This window comes from Enterococcus sp. C50 (assembly GCF_040887505.1).
Lineage (GTDB): Bacteria > Bacillota > Bacilli > Lactobacillales > Enterococcaceae > Enterococcus_B > Enterococcus_B thailandicus.
In genome coordinates, this window is the sequence record NZ_JBFOFW010000001.1 from 127,684 (window position 1) to 141,207 (window position 13,524).

9 protein-coding genes are annotated in these 13,524 nt (G+C 36.9%); 7 read left to right on the plus strand and 2 right to left on the minus strand.

Translation table 11 applies throughout. The features are described from left to right. Positions 1-360 precede the first annotated feature (360 nt). Positions 361-1,983 carry an alpha-glucosidase gene (locus AB3I20_RS00600; RefSeq protein ID WP_368026804.1) on the minus strand — a complete coding sequence of 541 codons (1,623 nt, stop codon included), beginning with the start codon at positions 1,981-1,983 and terminating at the stop codon, positions 361-363. 210 nt (positions 1,984-2,193) lie between these two features. Here AB3I20_RS00600 and AB3I20_RS00605 point away from each other — a divergent pair, with 210 nt between their 5' ends. The 6 genes from AB3I20_RS00605 (at position 2,194) to AB3I20_RS00630 (ending at position 11,776) form a co-directional block, all read left to right on the plus strand. Next, entirely contained in the window at positions 2,194-3,435 is a 1,242-nt protein-coding gene (locus AB3I20_RS00605; protein ID WP_071868418.1) for a sugar ABC transporter substrate-binding protein, read from the plus strand. Between the two features lie 138 nt (positions 3,436-3,573). Next, positions 3,574-4,467: a carbohydrate ABC transporter permease gene (locus AB3I20_RS00610; RefSeq protein WP_067482187.1), complete on the plus strand. Its 894-nt coding sequence runs from the start codon at positions 3,574-3,576 to the stop codon at positions 4,465-4,467. 13 nt (positions 4,468-4,480) lie between these two features. Beyond that, entirely contained in the window at positions 4,481-5,311 is an 831-nt protein-coding gene (locus tag AB3I20_RS00615; RefSeq protein ID WP_368026805.1) for a carbohydrate ABC transporter permease, read from the plus strand. 12 nt (positions 5,312-5,323) lie between these two features. Next, positions 5,324-7,474, plus strand: a complete 2,151-nt coding sequence (gene bglX, locus AB3I20_RS00620; RefSeq protein ID WP_368026806.1) for a beta-glucosidase BglX — start codon at positions 5,324-5,326, stop codon at positions 7,472-7,474. A gap of 16 nt (positions 7,475-7,490) precedes the next feature. Then, positions 7,491-10,802, plus strand: a complete 3,312-nt coding sequence (locus AB3I20_RS00625) for a cellobiose phosphorylase (protein ID WP_368026897.1) — start codon at positions 7,491-7,493, stop codon at positions 10,800-10,802. Between the two features lie 14 nt (positions 10,803-10,816). Then, positions 10,817-11,776: a LacI family DNA-binding transcriptional regulator gene (locus AB3I20_RS00630; RefSeq protein ID WP_368026807.1), complete on the plus strand. Its 960-nt coding sequence runs from the start codon at positions 10,817-10,819 to the stop codon at positions 11,774-11,776. 141 nt (positions 11,777-11,917) lie between these two features. On the opposite strand, the gene AB3I20_RS00635 is transcribed toward AB3I20_RS00630, so the two are convergent. After that, complete coding sequence (locus AB3I20_RS00635; protein WP_067482176.1) at positions 11,918-12,766, minus strand: YitT family protein; 849 nt, start codon at positions 12,764-12,766, stop codon at positions 11,918-11,920. Between the two features lie 207 nt (positions 12,767-12,973). Here AB3I20_RS00635 and AB3I20_RS00640 point away from each other — a divergent pair, with 207 nt between their 5' ends. Beyond that, positions 12,974-13,441 carry a MarR family transcriptional regulator gene (locus AB3I20_RS00640; RefSeq protein ID WP_368026808.1) on the plus strand — a complete coding sequence of 156 codons (468 nt, stop codon included), beginning with the start codon at positions 12,974-12,976 and terminating at the stop codon, positions 13,439-13,441. Positions 13,442-13,524 lie beyond the last annotated feature (83 nt).

Consider the following 13,524-nt stretch of genomic DNA (forward strand, 5'->3'; position numbering starts at 1 on the left):
ACGTTCTTATTGTAAAGTTGATTTTCTGAGACGGAAGGGGCAAAAAAGGGGCAAAAAACTATTTCTAGTGCGCTCTAGTTCGATCTTTGCGTAAATAAAAAACGTTATATTTCCTTGATTTTATGCGAAAAAGTACCAGTTTGTATTAGTGATAAACAAGTTGAATTAAAGTTAATCTTAAAATAACCATCTTATTAAATAAGTTTACTATATTGTAACTAGTAATTAAAGAATTAATCAGGAAATTAAAATGACAAAATGAAATTTAAGTTAGCGGTTACTTTTGAAATAATTTTGCTATAAATAAAAACTGCTATTTTTCTAGTTACTAAAATCGTAAATAGAAAAATAGCAGAGTAGTCAAGGTGTAAGTTTTACAACAAAAGTTTCGTATGGACGTAAGTTAAGTTGGTCAAGTGTTGAATAAGTGGCATCGTAATTACTGATAATTGTCGTTTCTGGTTTTTCAGAAAAGGAATAGAAAGTCTTTTGATCTGAAAAATTTGCGCAGACTAACCAAGTCTCGTGTTCGTAATTTCTTTTATAGGCAAAAATTGTAGGGGGAGTATCTAATAACTCATAGTTTCCCCAAATAATAATTGGGTATTTTTTTCGTAAAGCAATCAGCTTTTGATAAGTAAAGAAAAGTGAATTAGGATGATTCAAATTTGCTTCGACATTGATTTGCTCGTGATTTGGATTGATTGGGTACCAAGGAGAAACAGTTGAGAATCCCCCAAAGAGCGAATCGTCCCATTGCATAGGTGTACGTGCATTGTCACGACCTTTGGTATTGATCGCTTCAAAAATTTTTTCTTTCGCAATCCCCGCTTCTTGTTGACTATGATAAAAATTTAGACTTTCGATATCTTGAATCTGCTTGGCGGAATGAATCGGAAAATTCGTCATACCAATTTCTTCACCTTGATAAATAAATGGGGTCCCACGCATCAAATGAAGCAGGATTGCTAACATTTTCCCGCTCTCTAATGGATAGTTTAAGTCTCCCCAACGAGATAAAATGCGAGGCTGATCGTGATTGCTCCAAAATAAACTATTCCAAGCATTTTCAGGTAGGGCAGTTTGCCATTTTGAAAGCACCTTTTTTAGTTCAGCAACACTTAACTTTTTAAGTGCCCACTTTGAGTGCCCAGTTTGCTCATCTAATGCCATATGTTGAAATTGAAAGACCATTGAAAGTTCGTTTCTTTCTGGTGCCGTATATAACGGTGCAGTTTCAGGAGTCACACTTCCTGCTTCGCCAATAGTCACTAGGTCAGTTTCTTTTAAGACTTCATGATACATTTCTTGGAGGTATGTGTGTAAGTTTGGTCCGTTACCGAGTACTTCTTTTTCAGGTTGCTTTCCAATCAAATCAATAACATCTAATCGAAAGCCACCGATCCCTTTATCAATCCAAAAGCGCATCATTTCCCAAATCTCTTTTCGCATATTGGGATTCTCCCAATTTAAATCTGGTTGATGTTTGGAAAATAAATGCAAATAATACCGATTTTGTTTTTCGTTAAATGTCCAGGCCGTTCCGCCAAAAAAGGACTGCAAAGTATTGGGTGGTTCTTTTTGCCAAATATAATAATCCTGATATTTTTTATTTCCTTTTTCTGCTTCCAAAAACCAAGAATGTTGATCAGATGTATGATTAACAACTAAATCCATAATGATTCGGATTCCAAAAGACTTCGCTTTGGTAATTAACTGTTCAACATCCGCCATTGTTCCAAATTCATTTAAAATTGCATAATAGTTGTCAATATCATAACCATTATCAACGTTAGGCGAGGAATAAACCGGTGATAGCCAAATCGCATCAATTCCCAGTTGATGCAAGTAGGGAAGGCGAGAGACAATGCCGTTGATATCACCAATCCCGTCATGATTGCTGTCTTGAAAACTCTTTGGATAGATTTGATAAAAAACCGCTGATTGCCACCAAGGTATAGTCTCTTTATTGTCTTTATTCATAAAAAACTCCTTTCTGGTGAAACGTTTCTAAGAGTCGCTTGATAAAATTCAAACAAGTTCCTGACTTAGCTTTCATTATAATCAAAAAAATCAAGCTTTCAATGCTTTTTTATCGAAAAAAATATTTTAGAAAGCGCTTTACAAATTAGAAACAAGCTAGTATACTTCTCCCTGTAGAAACGTTTCACTAAAAAATGGAGGAGTAAAAAAATGAAACTATCGAAGAAAATTGGCTTATTAGGATTGACAGCTGTAATGGCACTTGGTGGATTGGCGGCGTGTGGTTCAAGCAATAATTCAGCAAAAGATAGCGAAGTTTTAAATATTTGGGGAATGGGGGACGAAGTAAAGCAGTTATCAAAAATGACTGATAAATTTACAGATGAAACTGGAATTGAAGTGAAAATTCAATCTATCCCATGGTCGAATGCACACGATAAACTACTAACGGCTGTGGCTTCAAAAAGTGGTCCAGATGTTTTACAGATGGGAACGACTTGGATGCCTGAATTTCAAGAAGCTGGTGCATTAGCAGATATGTCAAGTTACATTGATAAGTACGATGCGATGAATCCAGATAACTTTTATGAAGGTTCTGTTGAAACGACACAGTTTGATGGGAAGTCTTATGGTATTCCTTGGGCGGCAGAAACACGTGTCTTGTTTTACCGAACAGATATCTTAGAATCAATAGGATATAAAGAACCACCAAAAACTTGGGAAGAATTAGAAGATGCTGCGAAAAAATTAGCAGCACGTGGAGATGATAAATATGGAATCAATATTGATTCCAAGGAACAAACATTAGGGTTCATGTTTGCACGACAAAATGGTTCACCTTTGATTAAAGATAACCAACCAGAATTTGACCAAGCACCTTTTGTCGACAGTGTTGCTTACTTGAACAACTTTATCCAAAAAGGCTATGCGCCTAAGCAAGATCTTGGCTTAGATGTCAGCCAAACGTTTTCAGGCGATGCGATGGTTCCAATGTTCATTAGTGGACCGTGGATGGCAAAAACGGTGAAGGATACTGTTCCAGATATTGATGGAAAATGGGCAATCGCACCGTTACCGGGTAAAGAAAACAATATCTCATCCATGGGTGGGTCAAACTTAACTATTTTTGAATATTCAGAGAAAAAAGATGACGCGGCGAAATTTATTAACTTTATGGCACAGCCAGACAATCAGTTAGAGTGGATGCATTTGACAGACGCACTTCCAACAGCTAAAAAGACTTGGGAAAATCCTGAATTGAAAGATGATCCAATTTATAGTGTCTTCAATGAACAACTACTTAATTCAGAACCAATGCCATTAATCACACAATTTGAAGAAATCGCTCAAAACTATTTGAAACATTTTGAACAAATCTATTTAGGTGGTCAAGATGTTCAAAAAGAAATGGATTCATTCAATCAAGAAACAGAAACTTTATTAAATAAATAGTTTATCGGGCCTGAGGTCAGCAACTCGTGTCGCTATCTCGGGCCGATTTATTCAATTAAATTGGCGAAAGAATCTAATGTTTGCTTGTCAAATAGCAATCAAGCTAGCTTTCCCCATTCTAGAAAGGAAGTTCTGAAAGTGAAAAAAAGTCGAACACTTAAAGCACCATATTTATTTATTGCACCTGCACTTCTTTTGCTTTTACTTTTTTCAATCATTCCGATTTTTGTCGCTTTTTTTATTAGTTTTACTGATATGAGCTTGGTAGGGTTAGCAGATTGGTCAAAAATCAATTTTGTTTCATTCGATAACTATCAAGAAATCATTAGTGACCCGGTGTTTTTAAAAAGTATTCAAAATACGATTTTTTATGTTGTTTTGGGCGTGCCGTTAGTCATTGTCATGTCGCTAGGCTTAGCATTAATGATTAACTTTGGAAAAAATAAATTATTCTCAGCTTTTCGAATGATTTTTTACACACCAGCAATTACCAATGTGGTTGCCGTTGCAGTGGTGTTTAGTTATCTTTACAATCCAAGTTTTGGTTTTTTGAACTATTTGTTGTCTTTAGTTCATTTACCAGCTGTTCCTTGGCTAACGGATCCAACCATCGCAAAAATATCCTTGATTATCTTGGGTGTTTGGCGGGCTGTTGGAACAAATATGTTAATCTTTTTAGCGGCAATCCAAGGAATCCCCAAAGAATTATATGAAGCAGCATCATTAGATGGCGCTTCAAAAAAAGCACAGATTTTTTATATCACGATTCCGTCCTTACGTTTTTCAACTTTCTTTGTAACGGTGACAACTTTAATCGGCTGGCTTCAATTTTTTGAAGAACCATTTGTAATGACGAATGGTGGACCATTAGATAGCACGACTTCAGTTGCGTTATTCATTTATCGTAATGGGTTCCAATTCAGTAAATTTGGGTATGCCGCTGCGGGGTCATTTATTTTATTTGCGGTAATTATCCTAGTTACTTTATTCCAATTTAGAATGCAAAAACGCAATATTGAAAATCAACTATAGAGGTGTGACTGTTATGAATAAAGAATTACAAAGTAACCGACGAGTGAAATTTGTTATGGGTCTGGTTCTAACGATTGGCGCACTAGTCTGGATGTTGCCGTTTATTTGGATGCTATTATCCTCGTTAAAAACGGATATGGAAATCATGCAATTTCCACCTAGAATTTTTCCAGAAAAAGCGAGTTTAGATAATTTTATTGAATTGTTCAATACATTTGATTTTACGACGTACTTAAAAAATACGCTGATTGTTGTCGCATTTTCTTTTTTAGGAATGATTTTTAATGCGATGGCAGGTTTTGGTTTTGCTAAATATAAATTTAAGGGAAGAGAACCTCTTTTTTATTTAGTATTAGCAACGATGATGATTCCTGGTCAAGTGACAATGATCCCCGTTTACTTGATTATGAATTCAATGAACTTGACTAATACGATGCCAGGGATTGTATTGCCAGGCTTGGTTGGAGCATATGGTATCTTCTTGTTCCGACAGTTCATGTCAGCAATCTCAAATGAGTTATTAGAAGCTGCTCGTTTGGATGGTGCGAGTGAATGGTTTATTTTTACGAGAATCATTTTGCCAATTTCTAAACCAGTATTGGCTGTTCAAGGAATTGCCACATTTATCGGTGGTTGGAACTCATTCTTATGGCCGTTGATTATGGCAAGTGATGAAAAATATTATACGTTATCAGTTGGGTTGCAGTTATTAAAAGGTCAATATGCAAACAACTATGCGTTACAAATGGCAGGATCTGCTTTTATGGTCGTACCGATTATTATTATCTTTATGTTTTTACAAAAATATATTCTAGATGGGTACAATGTGTCTGGTAATAAATAGAGGAGCTTACGCATGAAACAACAAGAAATTCTGAATTTACTTGAAAAAATGACGCTAGAAGAAAAAATCGATCAGCTGTTACAATTAGCAGCAGAATTTTATTCGGAAAACGCAGAAGAACGAACAGGTCCAATGGCTGATTTAGGCTTAACTGAAGCAACCATTGCAAATGCAGGGACAACGTTAGGGGTTTCAGGTGCAGAAGAAGCCATTCGAATCCAAAAAAAATATTTAGAAAAAAACCGTTTGGGTATTCCTACTATTTTGATGGCAGATATCATCCACGGGTTTCGTACGATTTTTCCGATTCCATTAGGGTTAGGGAGTTCATGGGATCTGGATGCTGCTGAAAAAATGGCAGAGATTTCAGCGAAAGAAGCCGCTGTATCTGGCTTACATGTGACTTTTTCACCAATGGTTGACCTCGTTCGAGATCCGCGCTGGGGCAGAGTAATGGAATCAACGGGTGAAGATTCCTTTCTAAATAGTCGGTTTGCTGAGCGCTTTGTGAAGGGATATCAAGGAGAAGATTTAAAAGAAGATTTCTTCAGAGTGGCTGCTTGTGTCAAACATTTTGCAGCTTATGGAGCAGCGATTGCTGGTCGTGATTATAACACGGTGAACATGTCAGAACGCCAGTTGAGAGAAAGCTATCTTCCCGGGTATCAGGCTGCACTAGAAGCAGGTGCTAAATTAGTAATGACTTCTTTTAACACCATAGATGGTATTCCAGCAACAGGGAATAAGTGGTTATTTAGAGAAGTTCTCAGGAAAGAACTTAATTTTCAAGGAGTTGTGATTTCTGACTGGGGTGCAGTAAAAGAACTGATTCCACACGGCGTTGCCAAAGATGAAAAAGAAGCGGCTAAACAAGCGTTGCTAGCTGGAGTAGATATTGAAATGATGACGACTTGCTACAGCAATTATTTAAGTGAGTTGATTGAAGAAGAACAAATCTCTGTCGAATTATTAGATGAAGCTGTCGTTCGAATTTTAGAATTGAAAAATGATTTAGGCTTGTTTGAACAACCATTCCGTGGGGCAGATCCAGTGAAAGAAAAAGAGATTGTTCTATCCAATGAACATCGAGAAGTCGCGTGTGAGATTGCTAAAAAATCAATGGTATTATTGAAAAATGATGATATCTTACCTTTTAAAAAAGAAGAAACCATCGCGATTATTGGCCCAGCTGCTGCTTCTAAGAAAATTTTAGGTGCGTGGTCTTGGCAAGGGAAATCAGAAGAGGCAATTTCGTTAGTTGAAGGTGCCGCTAGTTTAAGCAAGAAATTGTTAGTTGGAAACGAAGTATTTGATTATCTAGAACCAACGACTGAGGCGATTCAAGAAGCCTTATTGTTAGCAGAACAAGCAGATAAAGTTGTTATTGCATTAGGTGAATTAGAAGAAATGAGTGGAGAAGCAGCAAGTCGCAGTGATATTCGCTTACCAGGTGCGCAATTAGCATTTTTCCAACAAGTTTTGGAAATAAATGATCAAGTTGTTGTTACTTTGTATAATGGTCGTCCATTAGACTTACAGGGAATTGATGAAGCAAAAGGAATCATTGAAGCATGGTTTCCTGGGACAGAAGGTGGGAGAGCATTAGCAGAAATTCTTTGGGGTAAATATAATCCAAGTGGACGATTAAGTATGTCCTTTCCTGAAACAGTTGGTCAAGTACCGATTTATTATAATTGTGATAATACTGGTCGTCCGTTTGAGACGACACCTGATGAAAAATATGTTTCAAAATATCTAGATGTTTCAAATTATGCAAAATATCCGTTTGGTTTTGGCCTCAGCTATAGCGATTTTCGTTACTCAGCAATTTCTTTAACCAGTGATGAATTGACACCAGCAACGGAGATAACTGTTTCTGTTACGATCAAAAATCAATCAGTTTTTGCGGGTGAAGAAACGGTTCAGCTCTATATTCATGATTTAGTCGGTGAAGTTGTTCGACCAGTCAAAGAACTAAAAGGATTCCAGAAAGTTCACTTGGCACCTTTTGAAGAGAAAACGGTGGCTTTTTCGATTGATGAGTCGCTCTTGCAATATGTACACAGTAACCAAGAAATGAGCAGTGACGCAGGTGAGTTTGAAGCAATGATTGGTCCAAACAGCCGAGAAGTTTCGTCGGTGCGTTTCAACTTAAAAAAATAGATAGGAAGATTAGATGATGACACAAAAAATGATTGATTTGACAGAAAAAAATAGCCATTTTTCTTTTCTGCCAACAGGTGATTTAGCAGAAATCGAAAGTCATGGGATGATGATCAACCAACTAATGGGAAATTATTTAGATGGTAGTTTAACTCAACTTTATTTAAGAGTTTATCAAGAAGAAACTATTTTATTTGCGCCAATGATTGGGTCGAATGCGCATAGTCAGTTTTTCCAAAAAGAGAATCAATTGGTGTGGAAAGGACAATTTGCAGGAGTTAGTTATCAAGTGGACTTTCAATTAGCAAACACTGGCTTGTGGTTTTGGCAAGTCAATTTGCAAGGAACGGGACAGCAAGCAGATGTGATTTATGGACAAGATTTAGGCAATGCGTTACCAGGAGCAGTTCGTTCAAACGAGGCGTATATGTCACAATACTTGGATCACCATATTACCCAAGTCGATGATAAACTTGTAATTTCTTCGCGCCAAAATCAAATTCAAGGGGAAAATTATCCTTTAGTAGAAGTAGGAAGTTTAACAAATGCTGTTGCTTTTTCAACAGATGGGTATCAATTTTTTGGCCAGAGTTATAAAGAAACGAATCAGCCAGAAGCATTGAACCAGCCATTTTTAGCAAATGAAGTTTATCAATATGAATTTGCTTATGTTGCGTTGCAGTCAGAAAAAATAACAGTTACACAAGAGAAACAAACGATTATTTTTTATGGTGGGACACTGGCAAATCAAGCAACGGCTGTGACAAAGCCAGCTTTTTCAAAAGCAGAAGTTGTAGCCTCGTATCATTCATTAACGTTTGATCATTCGTTTATGGGGACTGAAGGAAAACAAGTAACGAAACATTTGGGCGAGCCAATTGTTGGTGAAACGATGACTAAAGAAGAAATTTTGAAGTACTTTCCTGTGAAAGAACAAGTTGAACAAGAAAATCAGCAGTTACTTTCCTTTTTTACAACCAATTATCATCATGTCGTTACCAAAGCAAAAGAGCGAGCAATGGAGCGAACGCATGGACATATCTTATTAAGCGGAACTGAGCTAGATGTTGATCGTCCCTTATTAAGTACAACTGTTTATATGCCCGGAATTTTTAATTCCCAAGTGGTCTTAGGCAATACGACAATGAATAAATTGATGAGTAATAGTCGAAATGCTTTAAATGTTATCAAGGAATCTGGTCAAAGAATCTATTTGAAACAGGGCGAAAATTGGCGGATTTTAACAATGCCTTCTTTATTTGAGATGGGACTGAATTCGGCTAAATGGTACTATAAATTAGAGGACGATTTGTTGACCATTACGACTTATACTGTGGTTGACGGCCGTGAAATCCGAACAGAAATCCACAGCCAGAAAGGGAAAAACTATACATTCGCGATTGCCAACCAGCTAGTGATGGGTGCCGATGAAGCACAACCAACTTATCAGTTAGAGCAAAACAAGCAAGTGGTGACGGTAACAGGGAGTGAACAGTCAGATACACAGCAAACGTATCCTAATCTAGCTTATCGTTTCACCTTGGATCAACCGTTTCAGCTAACAGACGAATCACTGTTTTTTGCTAGTCCTAATAATGACCAGAAACTAACTATTTTCCTAATTGAAAATCAAGCAGAAGTAACAGTCAAAATTGAAGGAAGCCTAACAGGTGAATTTAAGGAAGCTAAGGCAACAACTCTTGCTGAACAAGATCAACAGTATACAGAATATATCAATGAGTTATTAAACAACTTTGAATTAGTGCATGAAACACAAACAGTTGAGCAAATGAATTTGATTGCACGCTGGTACACCCATAATATGTTAGTTCATTATTTATCTCCACATGGGTTAGAACAATATGGCGGAGCTGCCTGGGGAACCAGAGATGTTTCGCAAGGACCAACTGAATTTTTCTTTGCTGTGAATCGACCGGAAGTTGTTGCGTCCATTATCAAAAAAGTTTATGCTAACCAATTCTCTGATGATGGAAACTGGCCGCAATGGTTTATGTTTGATCGTTACGAAACACAAAAAGCGGATGAAAGCCATGGAGATGTAATTGTTTGGCCAATGAAGGTTGTTGCAGATTACTTGGATAAAACGAGTGATTGGGGCATTCTGAACGAAAAGATAACTTATACTGATCGTAAAACTTTTTTGAAAACAAATGAAGCAGAGACACTATTAAACCATATCAAAAAAGAAATTTCCTATATCGAATCCCACTTTTTACCTGGGACAGCTTTGTCTTGCTACGGTGACGGTGATTGGGATGATACGTTGCAACCATTTGATAATCAATTAAAGAAATCAATGGCAAGTAGCTGGACAGTCGCTTTGACGTATCAAGTACTGCACAAGTTAAGTATTTTGCTGAGAGAGGTCGATCAGTCTTATAGTCAGCATTTGAGTGAATTAGTTGCTAAAATAAAACAGGATTATGAAACATATATGTTCACAACCGATACTTTGCCAGGCTTTGTCCGAATGGACGCACAAAACGAAGTAGAATTGATGATCCATCCAAATGATCAGAAAACGGGCATTCATTATCGTTTGTTGCCAATGACTAGAGGAATGATTGCTGAATTACTGACGCCAAAACAGGCTGAACATCATTTAGCCATTATCAAAAAACACTTACAATTTCCTGATGGTGTTCGGTTGATGAATCGCCCAGCGGCTTATCAAGGTGGTGTAAGTACGAACTTCAAACGGGCAGAACAATCTGCCAATTTTGGGAGAGAAATTGGGTTACAATATGTGCATGCACACATTCGTTTTACAGAAGCCATGGCGAAATTAGGCAAGACAGAAGAAACTTGGCATGCACTCAACATTATTAATCCTATCGGAATAACGAACCAAGTGAAGCATGCAAAATTACGACAAGCAAATGTCTATTTCAGTAGTTCTGATGGAGATTTTAAAACAAGGTATGAAGCGGAATCAAACTTTGGTAAACTGAAAGATGGAAGTGTACCAGTAAAAGGTGGCTGGCGCATTTATTCAAGTGGTCCGGGAATTTATTTAGGCCAATTGATCTCAAGTGTTTTAGGTATTCGAGAAACAAGTCAGAGCGTAACCTTCGATCCAGTATTGCCAACTGAGCTGGACCAATTAAGCCTTCGCTATCAATTGCTAGGAAAACCAGTCACTATTCATTACCATTTAGGTTCAGGTGAATCAAAAGTGATGTTGAACCAGCAAGAGTTGCCAGTTGAACATGAAAAAAATCCGTATCGAACGGGTGGCTTGAAAGTATCTAACCAGGCGATTATAGCGCAGTTACAAGCAACAAATCGAATTGATATCTATTGTTAGGAGATGAGAGCAACATGGTGGGAATTAAAGATATCGCAAAAAAAGCAGGGGTATCCATCTCTACTGTTTCGTACGCTTTAAATGGTAGCCAAAAGGTGACGGAAGAAACGAGAGAAAGAATCAAGGCAATTGCGGATGAATTAAACTACGTTCCTAATATGGCTGCTCGTACATTAAAAAGACAGCAAACAAATATTATTGGTGTTTATTTAGCAGATTATGGTGGCAGTTTTTATGGTGAATTATTAGATGGAATCAAAAAAGGCTTAGCATTTTATGACTTTGAGATGATTGTTTGTAGTGGTGAGAAATCTCATTTATTCATTCCTGAACGAATGGTCGACGGTGCAATCATTTTAGATTGGACATTTGATTCACAGGAAATTTTACAGTTTGCACAACGGGGACATTCAATCGTTGTGTTGGATCGTAAACTTTCTCATGAACATGTTCGGAAAGTATTGTTAGATAATAAAGGTGGAGCAACACTGGCAGTAGGTGAAATGGTTGCAAAACAGACGAAATTTGTTCACCTGATTACGGGTTCAACAAAAGCATATGATAGTCAGCAACGTTTAGCTGCAAGTACAAAAGAGCTTCAACGATTTGGTATTGATTATCACACAATTGAGGGGGATTTTACAGAGCCATCTGGTTATCAAGCAGCCAAAGAAATCGTAGCTAGCCAACCGGATTTTCCAATTGATATTTTTGCTTTCAATGATGAAATGGCGGTAGGTGTGTATAAATTTTTCAAAGAAACGCAGTATGAAATAGGAAAAGACGTTCGCATAATCGGGTTTGACCATATCGAAATTGGTGAGTTTTTAACGCCAACGTTAGCAACGATTTCATATTCTAAACATCGTTGGGGAATGTTAGCAGCAGAAAAAATTATTCAATTGATCCAAGGCGAATCTACAGAAGATGAGCACATTTACACGACGTTTATCAATGGGGATTCCTTCAGCTAAACAGAAATCAAAATAAGCAGAACTTACTTTGTGTCCAAAGATGAGTTCTGCTTATTTTTTGAGAAAAGAAGATGAAAAAATTAGGAGTTTTGGGATGTCCTAATAATAAGGAATGAACCTTAAAAAAAGCATAAAAGCTCATCATTCAATCGGATGATAGGTGAAGCCACTACCTGTAACTTCAGCAACATTATTTGCGATAACGAAAGCAGTTGGATCGATTTCTTTGATCAATGGTTTGATCCGAGTAAATTCCTGATCCGTCGTGACAATCAGTAAGACTTCTTTAGGCTTTCGATTATAGCCGCCTTTTGCTTCTAATAAAGTCAAACCGCGACCAATCTCCGCAGTTAAACGAATACGGATTTCTTCTAATGAATCTTCACTCATAATCATAATTGATTTCTTACGATTGAGACCAGTTTCGATATAGGTCATGACAATTGAAGTAATAACAATGGAGAGAATGGCATAAAGAAATTCTTCAAAACCGAAAATAAGTAAGTTTAAGGAGACTACCACAGCGTCAGTTAACAGCAACCCAATGGATGTATTCAAGTGAAAATATTTTTTAAAGATTAACGGAGGGATGGTCGTTCCACCACTAGAAGAGTTGTTGTTGTATAAAATCGCAACACCTAAGGCAAAAATGGCACTACCAAAAATAACTGATAGTAGGCGATCAGAGGTCACCATTGTCTCAGGGACGATGGCAATCACAAGGGGAAAAACGATGCTACCAAAAAGAACTTTTAAAAATAATTTTTTGCCTAAAAAGAGAATAGCAAGCACTAGCATGAGACTATTCAAAGCCAAAATAACTAAAGCACGATTCATTCCAAAAGCGGATTCAAATAAAATACCTAGCCCACTAACACCGCCAGCCGCTACATGGTGAGGGCCTAAAAATAAGTTGATACTTACACCTAAAATAAGTAAAGCAAAAAGAATTTTTATGTAAGTCCAAATAAAATCTTTTGTTTGTCTCATTCATCCACATCCTAAACACATTTTGTTTTAATTCCTTTTTTTCAAGTAGTTCATTATAACCTAATTTTTGTGTAATGTTAACTATGGTTTTTGTTTTTTTTTAGGCATAGCGAACATTTCTTTTGATTTGAAAAATAATGGATGTAGTTGAATCAACTTCGAAAAATCACTATACTAGGTGAGAAGAAGCTTACGGGAGGGCTAGAAATGGGCAAAAAGGAAACAAATGCAGCCGTTATGGATAAAGCAAGAAATGTTTTCAGCAAAATGGCGTGGCTGAACAAATTAACAATGGAAAAACGATTAGAAGGCTATCAGCCATCAGAAGTCCACTGTATCGAATTCATCGGGAAAAATCAGGACTCAAATGTGACTAAGCTTGCTAGTTCATTATTTATGACAAGAAGTGCAATTAGTAAAATAACTAAAAAATTAGTGAAAAAAGGCTATATCGAAAGTTATCAAAAACCTGACAATAAAAAAGAAGTTTATTTCAAATTGACTGGGAAGGGAAAAGAAGTTTTTGAAGTGAACGAACGGACACATCAAGAATTTCAGCAACGAGACCAAGTGATTTTTGACCAAGTGACGGAACAACAGTATGAAGAATTAGGGCTTTTTTTAGCAAAGTATGACCAACATCTAAATCAGGAAATCGAGAAATTAGGTTTGTGAGAAGAAAATTTAGAGAGCAAAATGGTGACTGAAAATAGAGCGAATCATTCGCTCTATTTTTTTGCGTAAAAATTGTTGACAAG